This window comes from Sorangium sp. So ce302, assembly GCF_051530145.1.
Taxonomy (GTDB): Bacteria; Myxococcota_A; Polyangia; order Polyangiales; family Polyangiaceae; genus Sorangium; species Sorangium cellulosum_B.
Map to the genome: position 1 here is coordinate 11,517,019 of NZ_CP150326.1, position 19,110 is coordinate 11,536,128.

The window sequence follows — 19,110 nt, forward strand, 5'->3', positions numbered from 1 at the left end:
TCTCCCTCGATGTCTCGCGCACGTCTCGTCGCAGCAGCATTCAGACGCCTCAGCGCGCCAAACGACCTTGACAGCCACTCTCGATACGCGACCATCCTCCGGTACCACTCAACCAGGAGGGAGCTCATGCCCCCGACAAGCACCGTGAAGAACACGCCCGGATCCACGTCTCCCAAGGCCAGGTCGTCCAGCAGGACGCCGGCCGCAACGTCGAAGCGCCCGGCCGCGAAGCCCCACGAACCGACCAGCGTTGAGGCGCTCCTCGCGCTGGACTCGGCCTACGCCTCCGCCCCTGACATGCCCACGAGCGTCGCGGAGCGCGAGCTCTCCTCCCTGGCGCGCCTCGCGCACGCGCAGCAATCACGCATGTCGAGGATCGGTATCACCTCCGACAAGGTGGATCTCCTCGCGCGCTTCGCGCGGCGCCTCGGCGCCCTCGAGAAGGGGTGGCAGAGGGCGCGCGGCGCCGTGACGCTCACGTCCGCGCAGCGCAAGCTCCGCGACGAGGCCGAGGCGCTCGACGCGAAGCTCGTGGCCGGCGGCCGCTGGGGCTGCCGCAACGACGACGCCGCCCAGGCGGAGCTCTCGCGCATCGCCGACGGCTCCGGCCTTTCGGACACCATCCAGGACCTGCGCGATCTCGTCGACTTCTGGTCCGAGCACGAGGGCGCGCTCGGCGTGACCGATATCACGACGAAGGATCTCGCGCGGGCCAAGGCGCTCGCTGACGCGCTCGAACACGCGGCCGCCAACGAGGCATCGGACGCGAGCGCCGCACACGCGCTGGAGCTGCGCAACCGTTGCTTCTGGGCCGCCGACGAGCTCGCCAAGGAGATCCGTGAGGGCGGCCGGTACGCGTTTCGCGACCAGCCCAAGATCGCAGCCAGATTCGTGTCGCGCCATCGGACGACCCTGAGCCGGCGCTCCCGTCTGAAGGCCAAGAAGGCGAAGGTAGAAACCGCCGAGGAGCAGGCAGCGCCGATCGCGGAGCAGGCAGCGCCGATCTAAGGGCGCTCCCGCACCCGTCCCGATCGCTCCCGCGCCCGTCCCGATCGCTCCCGCGCCCGTCCCGATCGCTCCGGCAGCCGATCTTCTCGCTCCCGCGCCCGTCCCGATCGCTCCGGCAGCCGATCTTCTCGCTCCCGCGCCCGATCCAAACGAAGCGATGTTGATGCCCCACGGTGGCGTGCGGATTCTGTCTTCTTCCTCTGCCCCCTCACCGGCTCTCTCTCACCCATCCGCTCCACGCGTCGAGCCCGCACGGGTGCCGCTTCGCCCCCGACGTGCGTCTCCGTCGCGCGCGTTCCGCGCCGCATTCCCTGCGCCGAGGCGAGCCTTGCGCTGCGGCGCCCCCTGCGCTTTGATGCCCGCCCTTCCCCATCCGAGGTGGAACAGTTCATGACGACCCTGGGCGACCTTCGCGAGCGCATCGACAGCATCGACGACCGGATCCTCGATCTCCTCGCCGAGCGGGCCGAGGTGGCCGTCGAGGTCGCGCACGCGAAGCGCGCCGCGAACGCCACGCAGTTTCACGACCCGGAGCGGGAGCGGCGCGTGCTCACCCGCCTGCAGGCGAAGGGCGCGGGGCGCTTCCCGCGCGACGCCATCCGGGTCGTCTTCCGGGAGGTGATGAGCGCTTGCCTGTCGCTGGAGGAGCCCATGAAGGTGGCCTTTCCGGGGACGGAGGGCGCCTTCGCGGAGGTCGCGGCGCGGCACCTGTTCGGGCTGGCCGCGCGCTACCGGGAGACGGGCACCATCGAGGGCGTCTTCGACGCCGTGCGCGCGGGCGAGGCGGCCTGCGGCGTCGTCCCCGTCGAGAGCTCGACCGACGGCTCGGTGACCCTGACGGCGGACGCCCTGATCGAGAGCGACCTCCAGATCCGGCAGGAGCTCGTGCTCGACGTCGCCTATTGCCTGTTCAGCAAGGCGGAGGGGCTGAGCGGCGTCGCGCGGGTCCACGGGCACCCGCACGCGCTCTCGCAGTGCCGCCTCTGGCTCGCGAAGCACCTCCCCGGCGCGCAGATCGTCCAGACCGTCTCCGCGGCCGCGGCGGCGCACGAGGCCCTCGGCGACCCCGCCGCGGCGGCGATCGGCAGCCGCGGCGCGGGCGAGCTCTACGGGCTGCCGCTCCTGCGGGAGCGCATCCACGACCGCGCCGAGAACGCGACCCGCTTCATCGTCATCGCCCCGGCCGACGCGCCCGCCACCGGCGCGGACAAGACCTCGATCGTCTTCTCCGTGCAGGAGGAGCCCGGCGCGCTCCGCCGGGTCCTCGCCATCTTCGACGACGCGGGCATCAACCTGACCCGGATCGAGTCGAGGCCGAGCCGGCAGAAGCACTGGGACTACGTCTTTCTTGTCGATCTGGAGGGCCACCGGAGCGATCCGCGCGTCGCCGACGCGATCGAGCGGCTCCGCGCGCGCTGCGAGATGGTGAAGGTGCTCGGGAGCTACCCGCGGTCGACCGGCGCGCGCTGAGGCGCGGAGGCGGGCATCCCGCCGGGCCCGAGCGGAGGCAGAGGCGCTAACGACGCCTCGCGCCGCGTTCTCCTACAGCCGAACGTTCACGTTGGTGGCCGATGGGTGGGAACGGCTACGGCCGACGGGGGATGGTGCCCCGCGGGGAAGGGTGATAATTTTCCGCGCCCGTGCCGGCTGCGTCGCTCGCGCTCGCCCTCCGCGCTGCCCGAACGGCCGCGAGCGCGGTCGCCGGCACCCTGCTGGCCGCCGTCGCCCTGCCCGCCGCAGCGGGCGAGCCTCGCGCCGCCGGCGAACCGGTGCTCGTCCTCGCCGCTTTCCCAGGCGCCGGCGGCATCGACAAGCGCGCCATCGACCTCGTCGTCGCCCATATCCGCCCCGTCGGCGTCCGCCTTCAGATCGTCCGTCCCAGCACGCCGAGGCCCGTGCTGCAGACGCTCCTCCCCGAAGCCAACGCGCTCGCCGACGCGTGGGACGCGCGGGGAGTGCTCTGGATCGACGCCGGGGCGAGCGACGAGCTCGCCTTGTACGTGGTCGAGCGCGACGGCGAGCAGATCTACGGCCGCCGCATCCCGGTCTTGCCCGGGCAGACCGCCACCGCCCTCGAGTCGCTCGCCAACATCGCCGGCGCGGTCGCCGAGGAGCTCCGCGAAGGCCACGTCGCCGGTCTGGCCGAGGTGAAGGTCGCCGCGATCGGGCCGGCTCCAGCGGCTCCTCCCGAGCCCGACGCTGCCCCCGAGCTCGCCGCGTCCCCCGCGGCGCCCGCGGGCGCCGCGGCCGCGGGCGCCGCGCCGGACCTGCAGCCGCCCGCGGGCCCGCCGTCGCCATCCACGGGCGCCCGCCGCGAAGCGAGCCCGCTGCCCACGTTCGCCGTCCTCGCCGGCTACTCCGGCGCGAACTTCAGCAGCGCCGCGCCCTGGCAGAGCGCCGCCGCGCTCCGCGCCTCCTGGGCGCCGGTCGACTACGCCGTCCTCGGCCTGGGGTACGAGCTGATCCCCTCGACCTCCCTCGGCGACGAGCAGTCCACGTTCGCGCTCTCGCGCCACCCGGTGATCACGACCGGCCAGGTCCGCCTCAGGCTCCCCCTCGGCCTCGACCTGCAGCTCGGCGCGCGCGCCACCGTCGATATCGTCGAGCGCGTCCCCGAGGAAGGCACGACCCAGCAGGCGCTCACGGAGCCACCACCGTTCCCTCCACCTCCCGGTCATGGCCCGCCACCGCCGCCCCCGTGGCGGTGGCCGCGGATGTTTCCGCAGCAACTGCCGCCGCCGGAGGCCCGCACCGACGTGCTCGTGAGCGTCGCGCCGGTCGCGGAGCTCGGGGTCCCGCTCACCGGGTGGCTCCGCCTCAAGACGACGCTGGGTGTGGACGTGCTCCTGACGGACCCTGACGCCACCGTACACCCGGCCCTCGCGCTTTCGGCCAATCCGGTGCGGATCCTCGCCGGCGTCGGGCTGGAGCTCGGCCTCGACCTGCCGGCCCCGCCGGCCCCCGCGGGCATGGTCAGGAAGTGACCACCCGCGCCGCATGACCCGACACGAAAGGAAAATTGACCCGCTTCGGGCCGTGCGTCGCACCAGGTCGAAGCGATGGACGCTGAGCACGCGCGAGCTCTCTCCAGGAGCCTCGGCCCCCTGCCCGAGCCGCTCCTGGCCAGCGCCATGACGCGCCCCGTCCCCGCCCCGCCGCCTGCCCCGTCACCCGCCGTGTCCTCGCCGTCTGACCTCGAACGGATGCGCCACGCCGGCGCGGGTGACCCGGAGGCCCAGGCCTGGCTCATGACGCACGTGATCTCGCGGGTCCGCCGGATCGCGCGGACGTTCCTCCGCAGCGCGGCCGACGCCGACGACGCCGCGCAGCTCGCCCTGCTCGCGATCCTCGAGAGCGCGTCGAGCTACCGCGGCGACGCCGCCGTCGAGGCCTGGGCCAGGCGCGTCGCCGTCCGGACGATCCTCCGGTACGCAAGGCAGCAGCGCAGGGAAGGCGCGCCCGTGGCCCCGGAGAGCGCGATCGACGAGGAGATCGCCCAGGCGCCGCACCAACCCCCGTTCGAGGCCCTCCCGCGCGAGGCGCGCGCGTACCTCGACGAGCTGCCGGAGGCGCAGCGCCACGTGATCCTCCTGCACCACGCGCTCGATTACTCCATCGAGGAGATCGCCGGAATGACCGAGGTCAGCGCCGATACGGTGAAGAGCCGGCTGCGCCTCGGGATCGGCGCGCTCCGCAAGCAGGTGCGACAGGACCTCGCCGTCGGCCGGAAGAGAGCATCATGACAGGGACGCAGAAGTCCGAGATCGATCTGGACCTCCTGCCCGCGATCCTCGCCGCGGAGGCGCGCGGCGAGCCGGTCCGCCCCGAGGACGCGGAGCTCCTCCGCCGCGCCGAGCAGGACGACCCCGAGCTCCGCGGCGAGGCGCCGCTCTGGGCCGCCATCGGCAGGCTCGGCGACGCGCGCGGCGACGGCCGCGAGCTCAGCGACGCCGCCATGCTGCAGCAGGTGCTCGCGCGCGCCCGCCTCGGGCCCGGGGGCGCCCGCGTCGAGCCCCGAGCCGCTCGCCTCGACCCGAGGGGCGCCCGCGTCGAGGCCGCGCCCGAGAGCACGGCGCGGCTGCGCGCGGCGCCTCGGCCGATGCTGCGGCGCGGGATCGCCGGGTCGCTCGCGGGCGTCGCCGTCGCGGCGACGCTCCTGGCCGCGCTCGCGGCGGAGCTGTTCGACGGGCCCGCGCAGGCGCCCCCGCCGGCGCCGAGCGGGAGCGAGACGCTCGATCCGAGCGGCGCACGGCGCACGGTCCTGAGCCTCCCCACGCTCTCGGTGCCGGAAGCGCCTCCGCCAGGCGCCGGCGCGCCCACCGGCGGGCCCTCACCAGGCGCCGGCGGGCCCTCACCAGGCGCCGGTGAGCCCTCGCCAGGCGCCGGCGCGCCCTCGCCAGGCGCGAGCGCGCCCACCGGCGAGCCGCCGCCCGGCGCGAGCGCGCCCGCCGCCGAGCCCTCGCCCGGCGCCGGCGCGCCCACCGGCGAGCCCGCGACCGCCAGCGCCGCCAGCGCCGTCGGGGCCCGGGATCGCGCGCAGCAGCCGCCCAGGCCGCGCGCGGAGGAGCCCGCGGCGGGCCCGCAAGCGCTGCTCCTGCGCGCGCAGACCCAGCTCGGCCAGGGGAAGAGCGCCGAGGCGAACGCCTCCTACCGCGCCCTGCTCGCGCAGTACCCGGCGAGCCCCGAGGCGCGGGCGGCCCTGGTGTCGCTCGGGCAGATCGCGCTCCACCAGGGCAAGGCGGCGGAGGCGCTCGGCTATTTCGATCGCTACCTCGCCGGCGCCGGCGGCCCCCTCGCCGCGGAGGCCCGGGTCGGCCGGGTGCAGAGCCTGCGCCGGCTCGGGCGGGCGGCCGACGAGCGCGCGGCCATCGCCGATTTCCTCGCGCGTCACGGCGAGAGCGTCCACGCGCCGCGGCTGCGCGCGCGCCTGTCCGAGCTCGGCGGCGGCTGAGCGCAGGGGCCTGACGCCGGATCGCCGGCGTCCGCGCGGTGGGGCTTCTTCAAAAAAGATTGACCCCTGATCCCGCCGCGTCGCCACCTGGCCATCGAGATGTCGCAAAACCTTTGCCGAATTGAAAAATTCCCCTCACGAGGCGGATGGCGCGCCGGTATCCTTGGCGGCGTCGTGGCCCTGGTGTCGCTCGCCTGCTCGAGCTCCGGGGGTGGTACCAACGACGCGTCGGGCTCGGGGGGCTCAGCCGGCGGCTCCGGCGGCTCCGGCGGCTCCACGGGGTCGGGCGAACCGACCGGCGACCCCACGAAGCTCGTCGGCGCCTTCCAGGTGCGCTCGTTGCCTGCTGCCGAGCCGGGTGCGGCGGGCAGCACGTCGGTGATCGGGAAGATCTACGACGGCCCCACGCCCTCGCAGATCGTCTGGGAAGTGCAGGCCGAGGAGGGGGGCTGTCAGATCCTCACGCCGCGCGTCCCGTTCTGCAACGAACCCTGCGGGGGCAGCGCCGTCTGCGTGGAGGACGACACGTGCCAGGCCTACCCGGCCGCGCACAGCGCCGGCGACGTGACGGTGACCGGCTTGAACCTCGAGTCGGGCGCGGCGTCCCTCGTCATGAGCCCCACGGCGAACAACTACCAGCCTCCCGCCGGCGTGAAGCTCGGCTACCCGCCCGCCGACGAGGGCCAGGTGATCCGCCTCGAGGCCAGCGGCGATTACTTCAGCGCCTTCACGGTGGAGGCCAGGGGCGTGAGCCCCCTCGATCTCCTGAACGAGACGATAGAGCTCGATCCCGATCAGCCCTTGCAGCTCGCGTGGACCCCGCCGGGGCAGGCCGACATTGCCAGGCTCCACGTGAAGCTCGACATCAGCCATCACGGGGGCACGAAGGGGATGATCGAGTGCAACGTCGATGACACCGGCTCGCTCGATGTCCCGGCATCACTCGTCAAGCAGCTCCTCGACCTCGGCGTCGCGGGCTTCCCGACGATCATCGTCACGCGCAGGTCCGTGGGCTCCACGACGATCCCGCCCGGCCGGGTCGATCTGGTCGTCTCGTCCCAGATCGAGCAGGCGGTGGTGATCGCGGGGCTCACGTCGTGCAACGACGACTCGCAGTGCCCCGAGGGCCAGACCTGCCAGAGCGATCTCACCTGCAAGTGAGCCTCGCCGATCCGCGGCGCGGCCGACCGTCTAGCTTAACAAGGAAAAGGACACAGAGACCATGACACGCACTTATCGCCCCTTGCTGCTGCCCCTCACCCTCGCGCTGCTCTCCCCCGTGGTCGGCTGCTCCGGTTCGGACTCGGATGTGGGCGCCTCGGGCGACAGCTCGACAAGCACCTCGTCCAGCTCCGGCGGCAACACCACCTCGTCCAGCTCCGGCGGCAACACCACCTCGTCCAGCTCCGGCGGCAACACCACCTCGTCCAGCTCCGGCGGCAACACCACCTCCTCGTCGTCCAGCGGCGACACCACCTCCTCGTCGTCCAGCGGCGACACCACCTCGTCGAGCTCGGGCGGGACGACCGAGAAATTCAGCTTCTTCGTGACCAGCCTCGTCGCCCTGCAGGAGCTGTCGGGCTCCCAGGACGGCTTCGGCGGCGATCTCCGCTTCGGAGAGACGGGCCCCGGCGCCGGGCTCCGCGGCGCGGACAAGATCTGCGCGACCATCGCCGAGAAGAGCCTCCCCGGCGCGGGGAGCAAGCAGTGGCGCGCCTTCCTGAGCGCCGTCGCAGGGGAGGACGGCAAGCAGGTCAACGCGATCGATCGGATCGGCGAGGGTCCCTGGTACGACCGGCTCGGCCGGCTGCTCGCCAACAACAAAGAGGAGCTGCTCAACGACCGCCCCACCGCGGCCGACCCTGCGATCATCGACGATTTTCCGAACGAGGACGGCGTCCCCAACCACCAGCCCGATCCGAGCCAGCCCGAGGTGGACAACCACGACATGCTGACGGGGACGAACGACCAGGGACAGCTCTACAGCGCGACCGCGACCTGCAAGGACTGGACGGCCAAGTCGGGCGACTCGAGCGAGGGGCGGCCGCGCGTCGGTCACTCGTGGCCCAGGAACTTCGGAGGTGGCGGGGGCTCCACCTGGCCCGCCGGCAGCAGCGGCGCCGGCGGCCCCGGCGGCAGCAGCGGCGCCGGCGGCCCCGGCGGCAACATCAACATGGCCAACTGGATGTCATCGCTCGACGAGTCAGGGTGCGCGCCGGGCATCAACCTCCTGGAGCAGGGGGGACCACTACCCGGCGCGGTCACCGTCGGGTCCGGCGGCGGTTACGGCGGGTTCTACTGCTTCGCGCTGACGCCCTGACGCCCTGACGCCCTGACACCTCGACGCCCTGACACCTCGACGCGGGATGACCGGCGCGCGCCGCTCCTCGGTCAGCATCCTTATCTCAGGAGGAATCATGTACAAAGGCACTCGCATCACGTCGATCGTCGCGCTCGCCTTGCTCGCCTCGGCGCTCCCGGGGGCGTGCGGCGGCGGCTCGGACGACACCGGCGTGACCGGAGAGGTCTGCGAACGCAAGGACGCCGATGAAGCCACGGAGTTCCTGAAGCGCGTCGGGTGCGCCGCGGACTTCGAGGCGCTCGCTTCGGTGCCCATCGACGCCAGCTTGCCCGGCGCGCGGTCGGTCAAGGTCGTGCTGGATCAAGCCGATCAGAACGCGCTGTATTTCCAGAACAGCGTTCTCTACAAGATCCACTACGACTTCGTGTCATCGCACCTCTCCGGCGACGCGCTGCCCCTCGTCCCGCCCCTCGCCGAGTTCAACGCGACCGAGTACTTCACGCCGGATCGCCGCTTCGTCCTCGGCGCGGCGACGCACTACGAGGGTCCCGACGTGTGGGCCCTCGAGCTCTCCCCCTACGACACCGCGTCCGCGGACATGATCGCCACCCTGTTCAGGGCGGTCAAGGCGGCCTCCTTCTTCGGGTCGAAGCTCGCCTTCCACCCCACGTCGGAGGCCGTCGCGGCCGAGGCGAAGAAGCTCCCCACCGACATCCCCGTGATCAGCACCGACGATCTCTACGCCGGGATCGACTACCAGCCGCTCTCGCTGGGCACGGCGGTGGGCCGGCTCCACTTCGCGAAGGCGGCGGATCTCGACTCGGAGTACCTGTCCCACCAGGACATCGCCGTCCTCGACCAGGTGCCCAACGACATCTCGGTCGTCCAGGGGATCATCACCGAGGAGTTCCAGACGCCGCTCTCGCACGTCAACGTGCTCTCCCAGAACCGGCGCACGCCCAACATGGGACTGCGCAACGCGATGAGCCACCCCGACCTGCTCGCGCTGAAGGACAAGCTCGTCGAGCTCACCGCGGGGCCGTCGTCCTGGAGCGTCCGCGAGGTCACCGAGGCGGAGGCCGAGGCGTTCTGGGAGGCGCACAAACCCACGCCCATCACGCTCCCCGAGCTGGATCTGACGGTCACCGATCTGCGCGACATCGAGGAGGTGACCCCGGAGCCGGCGGAAGGCGAGTCGCTCCGGGACGCGATCAAGAAGTCCGTCCTCGCCTTCGGCGGCAAGGCGGCTCACTACTCCATCCTGGCCAGGACCCCCGAGGTCCCCATCCAGAAGGCCTTCGCGATCCCGGTGTACTACTATGACCAGTTCATGAAGCAGAACGGGTTCTACGTCCAGATCGACTCGATGCTCGCCGACCCGAAGTTCACCACCGACGCCGCGACCCGCGACGAGCAGCTGAAGGCGCTCCGAGACGCCATGAAGAGCGCGCCGCTCGACGCCGAGTTCCAGGAGATCCTCAAGGCGAAGATGGAGGCGGACTACCCCGGGCGCCCGATGCGCTTCCGCAGCAGCACGAACAGCGAGGATCTCGATGGGTTCCCGTGCGCCGGATGCTACGACTCCAAGACGGGCGATCCGGCGGACTGGGCCGATGTGGAGGACGCCATCCGCAAGGTCTACGCCAGCGCCTGGCAGCTCCGCACCTTCGATGAGCGCACCTATTACGGCATCGATCACAGGTCCATCGGGATGGCGTTGCTCGTGCACCCCAACTTCCCGGACGAGGAGGCGAACGGCGTTGCCGCGACCAACAACCCGTTCGACACGGCCGGGGTCCAGCCTGCCTTCTACGTCAACGTGCAGACGGGCGGCGACGTGGAGGTGGTGGCCCCGCCCGCCGGCGTGACGAACGAGGCGTTCCTCTACTTCTTCAGCCAGCCGAACCAGCCCGTCACGTACCTGAGCCGATCGAGCCTCATGCCGGAAGGCCAGGCGGTCCTCTCGGCGGCGCAGGTTCATCAGCTCGGCGTGGCGCTCGACGCCATCCATGCGCGGTTCTCTCCCGCCTACGGGCCCGCGGCAGGGAACACCGGCTGGTACGCGCTGGAAGTGGACTTCAAGTTCGACGACGACGCGAACCCCGACGAGCCGCCGACGCTCTACATCAAGCAAGCGCGCCCCTACCCTGGCCGCGGCGCCGCCTCCGAGGCGCCGTGACGCGGACGCGCGTGGATCGCGTGGATCGCGTGGATGGAGATGGGCGCGCGCCGCGTCCGGCGATCGCCCCGGGAAAGAGCGGCTCGCCGTGATAGACTGGCTCGGATGGGTCACCCAGGGGAGCGCCACGGACTTCCGCACGGCGGTCGTGGCGCTCCTGCTGGCGTTCGGGCTCGGCCAGGCGGTCGCGCTCGTCTACATGGCCACATTTCGCGGGCTCTCCTACTCCCGCTCATCCGTGCACAGCATGGCGATGGGCAGCGTCATCACGTGCATGCTGATGCTCTCCGTGGGCAGCAGCATCGCCGCCGGCATCGGCGTCGCCGTGGGCCTGAGCGCGGTCCGGTTCCGCACGACGATGCGCGATCCCCGCGACGTCATGTTCGTCTTCGCGGCGCTCGGCGTCGGCATCGCCTGCGGGCTCCAGGCGGTCGGCGTGGCCCTCGGCGGGACCGCGATCTTCGCCGCCGGAACCTTGCTCCTCCACTTCACCGGCTGGGGCTCGCGACGGCAGCCGGATGGCCTGCTCCGCTTCACCGCGCCCGCCGTGCCCGAGGTGGAGGACGCGCTCGCGAGGGTGCTCCGCGCGCACTGCCGGACCTTCTCGCTGGTGACCCTCCGGGAGGCTGCGCAGGGGACCGTGATGGAGCATGCTTACCAGATCACCGTCCTCGCGCCCGAGCTGCGCTCGGCGCTCGTCGCGAAGCTCCAGGCCATCCCGGGCGTGCAGGACGTCTCTCTCATGCTTCAGGAGCCGACGCTGGATCTCTAGCGGCCGAGGTCCATCGCGGAGGATGCCTGTCGGTCACGCCCTCGTGGGCCCTCTCGCTTCGTTGACGCAGCCGCCGTCGTCATCACCGCGCAAGGATCATCGATGTACAGCTACCCGCGACTCCGCTCGGCGCTCCAGGACGCCGCCCCCGCGATCACCTTCGTGCTCACGCTCGGAGCCGCCCTGTGGCTCCACCTGGGCAGCGGCCCGCACGGGCGGGTCTTCGGCTACGCGGAGGCGCTGCCCGAGGTGCTCTCGCCGGTCGAGACCGCCCGGGTGGCCTCCATCGAGGTGACCGTCGGCGAGGAGGTCGAGGCCGGGCAGATCATCGCGACGCTGGACACGTCGGTGATCGACGCCGAGATCGCCGTCGCCAAGGCGGAGAAGACCCAGGTCGAGGCCGATCTGAACATGGAGCTCGCCGTCCTCGAGCAGGAGCTCGACACGAACCGCGAGACGGTCGAGCGCCACCTCGCCATCCACCGCGAGGAGCAGCGCCGGGCGGTCGCCGAGGCCAAGGTGCTGGACAGCGAGATCTCGCGGATGAAGGCGCTCGTCGAGAACCGGCAGGCGGTGCTCGACGACCTGACGAAGCTCGACCTGCAGCACGCGACGGTCGCGGCGATCGCCAGCGAGAAGCCGCGGACGCTGAGCGTCCTCACGGAGCAGCTCAAGGCGACGGAGCGGCGGCGGAACGGCCTCCGGGATCGGACGTCGGGGCTGACGGCGAAGCTCGACGCCGACGTGCGCGTCGCGACGGAGAACATCGCGATGCTCGAGCAGCGGCGCGCGAGCTACGTGCTGCGCGCCGCGAACGCGGGGCGCGTCACCTCCATCGACAGGCAGCCCGGCGACGTGGTCCCGGCAGGAATGCCCCTGGTGCAGCTCCTGAGCGCGCGCACGGGCGCGCGCGCGGTCGCCTGCGTCCCCGAGCGCTTCGCCCTCGGCGTCAGCGACGGGGACGCAGCCAAGCTCTACATCCGGGGCCAGCTCAGCGACCCGATCCCGGGCACGGTCATCGCGGTGGGCCCGCTCGTCTCCCAGCTCCCGCTGCGCTGCTGGCTCACGCCGGAGATCCCCGCGTGGGGCCGCGTGGTCACCATCTCGCTGGACGCGCCGATGGCGCTCGTCCCCGGCCAGGCCTTCGACATCACGTTCGACGCGCGCCGCGGCGCGGCGGCCGCCCAGCCGCCGCCGAAGCCCACCGCCACCACGCCGAAGCCCGGCGCCGCGCCCAAGGCCGGCGCCGTCGCGGCGCAGTCCCCCATGAAGGTGCCCCCGACCCTGGCGCGCCGAACGCGCTTCGAGCCGTCCGGCGTCCTCGCGCGCCCCGGCGAGTCCCGGTACCTCCTCGTCAGCGACGACACGGGCCACGAGCAGAACAACGAGGGCGCGCCGTGGCTCTTCGCGATGTCCGCGGGCGGCGCCGTCGCCGCGGATCCGGTGCCGGTGAGCGGCGTCGACGAGCTGAGCGACGTCGAGGGGATCGCGGCCGGGGACGCGGGCGAGATCTACCTCCTGTCGTCGCAGAGCTACAGCAAGAAGGGGAAGCGCAAGCCGGAGCGGACCGCGCTCCTCCGCCTCCGCCAGGACGGCCAGGGCTTCCGCGTCGACGGCGGGATCCACCTGGCCGAGGTCCTCGACGCGGACCCCGCGCGCGCCGCGGCGCTCGGCCTCCCCGACGGGACGCGGGCGCTCGACATCGAGGGCCTCGCCTTCCGGCAGGGCGCCCTGTACCTCGGGCTGAAGGCGCCGCTCGACGCGCAGGGCAACGCGATGATCTGGCGGATCGGCTCCCCGAGCGCGCTGTTCGGCGGGGAGGGGGCCGCGGCGGTCGAGGCCGCGAGCGCGAAGAAGAAGCATCGGATCGCGGCCGAGGCGGCGCGCTTCGACGCGGCCCGCGTCTCGCTGTGGGCGCGCGCGCGCGTCGACGTGGAGGTCGCCGGGAAGCCCACGCCGGGCGGCATCTCGGAGCTCGTCTTCATGCCGGACGGCGCGCTCGCCATGACGTCCACGCCCTCGACGGCGGACGGCGACGCCGGCGCGCTGTGGCGGGTGGATCGCCCCGAGGGCGGCGTCCTCTCGCCGCGCCTCGTCCAGCGGTTCCCGGGGCTCAAGCCCGAGGGGATCACGCCGTCGCTCACGCCGGGCTCGCTGACGATCGTGTTCGACGCCGGCAGCGCCATGCCCTCGTTCGAGGAGCTCTCGTGGGGCCCGTGAGCCAGCGCCGCCGCCGCGCGGCGATCCCCGTCATGTTGCTCTGCGCGGCCCTCTCGGGCTGCTCTTCCCCGCCGAGGCCGGCGGCGTCCGACCGCGCGATCGCCCTCTACCGCGAGGGCCGCGCGCCCGCCGGCGCGCCGGCGCTCCGCCGCGCGGGCCCGGGCGCGCGCCCGGGAGGCGCGGCCAGCGCGGCGCCGCTCGCGATGACGGTGGAGGACGCCGTCGCTTGGGCGAGAGACCACAGCGCCGAGCTCGCCGCGCAGAACGCTCGCGCCGAGGCGGCCGCGGCGCAGGTCGACGCGGAGGACCACCTTGAGAGCCCGGAGCTCCGCATCACGAACATCGAGCTCCAGCGCATCCGCGAGCGCGAGCCGCGCGTGAGCACCGCGCTCCGCTTCCCGGTGACCCGCCCTGGCGAGGTCGACGCGAACGTCGCGGAGGCGCGCGTGGACGAGGCCAAGGCGCTCGCCGAGGCGCGCGAGATCGAGATCGCCCTCGAGGCCGACGTCCGGTTGCTGTTCGACGAGGTGCTGCTCTTCGACGCAGAGATCGAGGCCGCCGACGCGGTGGCCGAGGCGCGAAGATCGCTCGCCACCTGGATGAAGGGGCAGCTCGCCGCCGCGCGGACGACGGCGGTCGACGAGGCGATGACGGAGCTCACCGCCGTCGACGCGGAGCAGGACGGCGTGGATCTGCGCGCGCAGCGGAGCGCGGCGCTCGCCGCGCTCCTGTCGCGCATGGGGCTCGATCCCGCGGTGCCCGTGCGCCTCCTCGGCGCGCCGAAGAGCGCGTGGCCTCCCCCGGAGCTCCCCACGGAGGAGCAGGCCGTCGAGCTCGCGCTCAAGCGCCGCCCCGAGATCGAGCTCGCGGCCGCGCAGGGCGACGCGGCGGACGCGGCGCTCCACGCCGAGCGCGCCGCGCGGTGGCCCTGGCTCTCCTTCGTCGAGGTCGGCTACGACTTTCGGCGAGAGAACGAGCTCGGCCTCGGGTGGACGTTCGGGCTCGGCGTCGAGCTGCCGCTGTTCGACACGCACCGCCCGGCCGTCGCCGCGGCGGACGCGGCGCGCAAGGCGGAGCAGCGCTCGCTCGGCGCCGCGGTCGAGCTCGTGACGCGCGAGGTGCGGACGAGCCTGGCCGAGGCCCAGGCCACCCGGGCCCTCGTGACCGAGCTACGGCGCCGGATGACCCCTGCCGCCGAGCGCGCAGGCGTCGAGGCGCAGCGGGCGATCGAGGGCCGCAACGTCGACGTGGGGCGGGCGCTCGAGGTCGACGAGCGCCGCGTGCGCCTGGAGCTCCGGCTGCTGCGCTTCGTGCGCCGCTACTGGACCGCGGTCGGCGAGCTCCGCCACGCCGTCGGCGGCCGGCTCCCCGCCGAGGCGGGCGACCATCGCCGGAAGACGGAGAGTAGGAGAGATGCTCCACAGTAGGCCGGGAACGATGCGCTCCTTTCATGCGCCCGCGGTCCTCGCGCTCGTCGCGGCGAGCCAGGGCGGCTGTGTGCCCCTCGACCCGGGCAGCGACGTGGTCTTCGATCGGACGGCGCTGCACGAGATCGCGATCACCATCGACGAGGCCCACCTGGGGCAGCTCCGCACGGACCTCGACAACCGCGTCCCGTGCACCATCGTCTACGACGGCGACGTCGTCAGCGGCGCTGGCATCCGGCAGAAGGGCAACTCGGCCGTGGATCTGTCCGAGAAGCCGAGCTTCAGCGTCAAGTTCGACGAGTTCGATGAAGACGCGAACCTGCACGGGCTCAAGAAGCTCCTGCTGAACAACTCCAAGCAGGACCCGAGCCTCCTTCGCGAGCAGATCGGCGAGGTTCTGCACGACCGCGCCGGCGTGCCCGCGGCGCGCACCGCGCACGCGGTGGTGAGCGTCAACGGCGTGGACAGGGGGATCTACGTCGTCACCGAGGCCATCGACAAGCGGTTCCTGCGGCGGCACTTCGGCGAGGTGAACGACGAGGGCGCGCTCTACGAGGGCCCGTGCTGCGGCGACTTCGCCGAGGACATCGACGCCGTGGCGCTCGACGGCGGCGATGACGGCGGCGGGGCAGAGCTCCGCTCGCTCGCCGCCGCCATCCAGGACGCGCCGGACGAGCAGCTCGCCGCGGAGGTGAGCGAGCGCCTCGACCTGAGTCGGTTCCTCACGACCTACGCCCTCGAGGCGCTGCTCGGCCACTGGGACGGCTACGCCTACCGGGCGAACAACTACTATCTGTACGAGAACCCGGCCGACGGGCGCTTCGTGTTCATCGCCCACGGGATGGACCGCATCCTGGACGACCCGCATTTCGACACCGAGACGGAGCCCGTCGCCGTGCTCCCGCGCCGGATCCGGGAGCTCCCGGCGCTCGACGAGCGGTATCGCGCCGAGCTCGCGCGCGTCGTGAGCGCGGCGTGGGACGAGAGCGCCGTGCTCGCGGCCATCGATCAGGCAGAGCAGGTGCTCGGCAAGGCCAGCGCCGGCGACGCGACTCGAGGCGACCTGAGCGAGTTCAAGGCGCACGTGGGCGCCCTGCGCAGCGACCTCACGCTGCGCCGCGCGCTCGTCGATCCCGCGATCGTCTGCGGCGACGGCGACGTCGCGGGGCTCGAGACGTGCGATGACGGCAACACGGCGGCTGGCGACGGGTGCAGCGCGAGGTGCCGCGTCGAGCCTTGATGGGAGCCGGGCTCGGCCCTCAGCGCTGCAACCGCGCTGAACCAGATCCTCGGATTGGCATCCGAGCGCGCCAGCGCTCAAACACTACCGCTCACCTTCGCTGCGCGGGTGCTGCCGTCGACCGATGACTCGATCGTATACAACGCTCCATGGAAGGAGATGCTCCCGTCCTCGCTCAAGCTTCCGCCGCGCAGCACGTTGGCGGCGCTCTCGTACAGAAGAAAGGGCGCGAGGCCGACGGGCAGCTCGCTCGCGAGCGTCCAGGTGCCCTCCTCGCCGCCAGAGGCGATCACGAGGTACTGCTGAGCGCCGGACGCGTCGACGAGCACGCCGAGCGTCGAGCCGCTCCGGTCGCGGGACGTCGCGCGGAAGTTGAGGTGGGCAGCGGTGGCGAGCAGGGTGGCGGAGGTGACGGGCTTCTGGGAGGTAGACATGGCTGTGTTGCACGACTCGGTTGCTAGCTCAGCGACAAGTTCACGGTTCCGTGTCATGCCGGAGATGGATGTTGTCCTCGCTTCCGGCCGCCACGGTCCAGCCTCTCACTTACGGACCGAACCCGCCGATCGAGCTCTTTGGCTGCCAGAAGAGCCCATCGTACTTCCGGGGGGATCCCGAGCGGTCCAGCCGCTGGAACGTCTCGCCCAGCTTGAGGTTCCGCTGGCGGTCGCGATCGAACGGACCGTGCGAGCCGTCCGCCGGCTCGTACAGGGACTCGCTCCTGCCGTGCACCTGGAAGCGCCAGCAGAGCCTCTGTTCCACGCCATCCACGACCCGCGATAAACACGCTTTCATGGCGACCACTTTCCTTGCGCTCAGCCGCACGGACGCGGAAGGCACGCCGGGCGCGCGCTTCCGCATGTGCATGCAGGAGCTGCCTCGAGCGGCTCTTTACGGCCTTGCCTGTCGCTCGAGCCCAACGGGTCCAGGCGGCATCGCTATCGACTTCGCTGCGCGAGCGTCCAGCTTCGCTGCGCAAGCGTCATCATGTACCAGAGAACGCGCCGCGGCACCACGAAAGTTGATGATATAGAGGCCGATCTGGTCGATGCGGGGCTTTTCACGATCCTGCGCTTCGGGGGCATCAGCGGCCAGAGACGACTGTGGACCGCCTCGGCAGGCGCTGGCGCGGGCTCCAGGCGGGCGATCTGATAGGCCGGGTCGACCTCGAACCAGCGCACCGCGAAGCTCGGGCTCATCGAGGACTCGTGGCGGTCGTTCTGGGAGAGCTCGCCGAGCGTCACGCTATCGAGGGCCAGCGTGTCGCGCGAGCCGTCGTCGTCGTTGAAGCTGAAGTCGCCGTAGCGGTGGCCGCACGAGCTCACGATGGCGCCGTGCAGCGGCCCCATGGTCCAGCGGCCCTCTCGCCTGGCGCGGCGCTCGCGCGCACCGGCGTGCGGCTCGGGTGTCTCGAAGACAAAATAAATGCGGCGGGCCTTCATGGCCCGCCGCGATGTTCCGACGCGACGAAGGAGCGATCAGTAACGACCGCGACCGCCGCCGCCGCCGCCGCCACCACCGCCTGCCTGACGCTCCTGCGCCTCGTTCACCTTGAGCGAGCGCCCATCGAGCATCATGCCGTTCAGCTGCGAGATGGCGTTGTTCGCCGCCTGGGCCGAGCCCATCGTGACGAACGCAAACCCGCGCGGCTGGCCGGTCTCCCGATCGGTCGGCATCGAGACCTCACGGACCTCGCCGCTGCCAGCGAACGCGGCCTCGAGGGACTCGCGGGTGGTGCTGTACGAGAGATTGCCGACGTAAAGACGATTACCCATGACACGTTACTTTCACGGCTTGCAGCTGCGCTCGTGAGCGCTCTTCGCCTGCCATTCGATGAAGCCGTCGCGGATCGAACGGGGACGTGCCGCGCAGCGAACCCGCGCAGGCACACGGTGCGTCGTCCAGTCATCCGCGCGAGCAACGATCTCCCTCGCGTGGAGAGAGAGAGAACGCATCGTGTCGAGAGCCAGTGACGTCGTGAGGGGCCCAAGTTACTCCCTTGGGGCACCAACAGCAAGCGGTGTCTCAGCGATCTTTTCTCTTTCTTTCCGCCCGCAGCGGCAACCTGCGCGCGATCACGTGATGCGCGCGTGATGCGCGCGTGATGCGCGCGGGTTGCGTCCGGGGGCGCTCAACAACGTCTGCCGGCGGACGAGCTGGATGCGCGCCGCACGGCACTGTCAGCGGCCTCTCACGCGGCCAGGGAGCCGCCGTCGACCGGACGTTCACGTCGGCGGCCGACCGCGCGGTCCCATCGCCGGGCGCGGAGCCGCCGCCGGGGTGAGGCTACGCCGCCCCCGTGCTAAGGGGCCGCCATGCCGAACACAGCCGGCGACATCGACGTGGAGGCGCTGAACGACCGCCTCGCGCGGGAGCACCCGATCGACGACTACTACGACCGCGCCCCGCTGCCGATCCGGCTCATCGAGCGCGAGCGGCTCGCCATCATCCGCGGCATGCTCGGCGACTGCGCTGGCCTCGACCTCGCGGAGGTCGGCTCGGGCGGCGGGCACGTGCTCCGGATGTTCCCGCGGGCCCGCATCACGGCGATCGACGTCTCCGACGTCTTCCTCGACACCGCCCGCAAGAACCTCGCGGGCTACGACGCCCGCTTCCTCAAGGGCGAGGTCGACAAGCTCGACCTCCCCGCCGCGAGCTTCGATCGCATCGTCTGCACCGAGGTCCTCGAGCACACCGTGGATCCCGCCGCCGTCCTCGCGGCCATCGCGCGCCTCTTGCGCCCCGGCGGCGTGGCCGCGATCACGGTGCCGAACGACCCGCTCATCGGGCGGCTGAAGGGCATCGTCCGCCGCACGCCCGTCGGCTACCTCCTGCGGGATCGCATCCAGTGGGGCGGCGACGCCTACCACCTGCACCAGTGGACCCCCGACGAGTTCGGCCGCCTCCTCGACCGCCATTTCCGCGTGACCGAGCGCCGCGCGGCGCCGCACGGCGCGCTGCCGATCCGCGCGTGCTTCCGCTGCGTCCCCCGGTGACTCCTCCCGCGCGCCGGG

General features: G+C 72.2%; 17 protein-coding genes. 13 read left to right on the top strand and 4 right to left on the bottom strand.

Annotated elements, in window-relative coordinates; all coding sequences use genetic code 11:
• Nucleotides 1–126: 126 nt before the first annotated feature.
• The 12 genes from WME73_RS43560 to WME73_RS43615 all read left to right on the top strand — a co-directional run bounded on the left by WME73_RS43560 (nucleotide 127) and on the right by WME73_RS43615 (nucleotide 16,099).
• Entirely contained in the window at nucleotides 127–1,008 is an 882-nt protein-coding gene (locus tag WME73_RS43560) for a hypothetical protein (RefSeq protein WP_437913433.1), read from the top strand.
• Between the two features lie 390 nt (nucleotides 1,009–1,398).
• Nucleotides 1,399–2,478, top strand: coding sequence for a prephenate dehydratase (gene pheA / locus WME73_RS43565; protein ID WP_437913434.1), 1,080 nt, complete (start codon nucleotides 1,399–1,401; stop codon nucleotides 2,476–2,478).
• Between the two features lie 170 nt (nucleotides 2,479–2,648).
• The gene (locus tag WME73_RS43570; protein WP_437913435.1) at nucleotides 2,649–3,992 is read left to right on the top strand and encodes a hypothetical protein; all 1,344 of its coding nucleotides are present in this window, start codon (nucleotides 2,649–2,651) and stop codon (nucleotides 3,990–3,992) included.
• A 75-nt stretch (nucleotides 3,993–4,067) separates the two neighbouring features.
• Nucleotides 4,068–4,751, top strand: coding sequence for an RNA polymerase sigma factor (locus WME73_RS43575; RefSeq protein WP_437905022.1), 684 nt, complete (start codon nucleotides 4,068–4,070; stop codon nucleotides 4,749–4,751).
• Nucleotides 4,748–5,959 carry a tetratricopeptide repeat protein gene (locus WME73_RS43580; protein WP_437913436.1) on the top strand — a complete coding sequence of 404 codons (1,212 nt, stop codon included), beginning with the start codon at nucleotides 4,748–4,750 and terminating at the stop codon, nucleotides 5,957–5,959. The genes WME73_RS43575 and WME73_RS43580 overlap by 4 nt, the downstream gene beginning before the upstream one ends.
• 174 nt (nucleotides 5,960–6,133) lie before the next feature.
• Nucleotides 6,134–7,120, top strand: coding sequence for a hypothetical protein (locus WME73_RS43585; protein WP_437742179.1), 987 nt, complete (start codon nucleotides 6,134–6,136; stop codon nucleotides 7,118–7,120).
• 61 nt (nucleotides 7,121–7,181) lie between these two features.
• Complete coding sequence (locus tag WME73_RS43590; RefSeq protein WP_437913437.1) at nucleotides 7,182–8,279, top strand: hypothetical protein; 1,098 nt, start codon at nucleotides 7,182–7,184, stop codon at nucleotides 8,277–8,279.
• 97 nt (nucleotides 8,280–8,376) lie between these two features.
• The gene (locus tag WME73_RS43595) at nucleotides 8,377–10,440 is read left to right on the top strand and encodes a PEP/pyruvate-binding domain-containing protein (protein WP_437742181.1); all 2,064 of its coding nucleotides are present in this window, start codon (nucleotides 8,377–8,379) and stop codon (nucleotides 10,438–10,440) included.
• Nucleotides 10,441–10,528: 88 nt separating this feature from the next.
• Nucleotides 10,529–11,212, top strand: coding sequence for a DUF4956 domain-containing protein (locus tag WME73_RS43600; protein ID WP_437742182.1), 684 nt, complete (start codon nucleotides 10,529–10,531; stop codon nucleotides 11,210–11,212).
• Between the two features lie 102 nt (nucleotides 11,213–11,314).
• Complete coding sequence (locus WME73_RS43605; RefSeq protein WP_437913438.1) at nucleotides 11,315–13,432, top strand: HlyD family efflux transporter periplasmic adaptor subunit; 2,118 nt, start codon at nucleotides 11,315–11,317, stop codon at nucleotides 13,430–13,432.
• Nucleotides 13,420–14,859 carry a TolC family protein gene (locus WME73_RS43610; RefSeq protein WP_437913439.1) on the top strand — a complete coding sequence of 480 codons (1,440 nt, stop codon included), beginning with the start codon at nucleotides 13,420–13,422 and terminating at the stop codon, nucleotides 14,857–14,859. The genes WME73_RS43605 and WME73_RS43610 overlap by 13 nt, the downstream gene beginning before the upstream one ends.
• Nucleotides 14,860–14,869: 10 nt before the next feature.
• Nucleotides 14,870–16,099, top strand: coding sequence for a CotH kinase family protein (locus WME73_RS43615; protein WP_437913440.1), 1,230 nt, complete (start codon nucleotides 14,870–14,872; stop codon nucleotides 16,097–16,099).
• Nucleotides 16,100–16,176: 77 nt separating this feature from the next.
• Here WME73_RS43615 and WME73_RS43620 read toward each other — a convergent pair whose 3' ends face one another.
• The 4 genes from WME73_RS43620 to WME73_RS43635 form a co-directional block, all read right to left on the bottom strand.
• The gene (locus WME73_RS43620) at nucleotides 16,177–16,533 is read right to left on the bottom strand and encodes a hypothetical protein (RefSeq protein WP_437742186.1); all 357 of its coding nucleotides are present in this window, start codon (nucleotides 16,531–16,533) and stop codon (nucleotides 16,177–16,179) included.
• Between the two features lie 109 nt (nucleotides 16,534–16,642).
• The gene (locus WME73_RS43625; protein ID WP_437742187.1) at nucleotides 16,643–16,891 is read right to left on the bottom strand and encodes a hypothetical protein; all 249 of its coding nucleotides are present in this window, start codon (nucleotides 16,889–16,891) and stop codon (nucleotides 16,643–16,645) included.
• 143 nt (nucleotides 16,892–17,034) lie between these two features.
• Nucleotides 17,035–17,538: a hypothetical protein gene (locus WME73_RS43630; RefSeq protein WP_437913441.1), complete on the bottom strand. Its 504-nt coding sequence runs from the start codon at nucleotides 17,536–17,538 to the stop codon at nucleotides 17,035–17,037.
• 36 nt (nucleotides 17,539–17,574) lie between these two features.
• Complete coding sequence (locus tag WME73_RS43635) at nucleotides 17,575–17,871, bottom strand: RNA recognition motif domain-containing protein (protein WP_437742189.1); 297 nt, start codon at nucleotides 17,869–17,871, stop codon at nucleotides 17,575–17,577.
• A 540-nt stretch (nucleotides 17,872–18,411) separates the two neighbouring features.
• Here WME73_RS43635 and WME73_RS43640 point away from each other — a divergent pair.
• A complete protein-coding gene (locus WME73_RS43640; protein WP_437742190.1) occupies nucleotides 18,412–19,092 on the top strand; it encodes a methyltransferase domain-containing protein in 681 nt (226 codons plus the stop codon).
• Nucleotides 19,093–19,110: the final 18 nt, after the last annotated feature.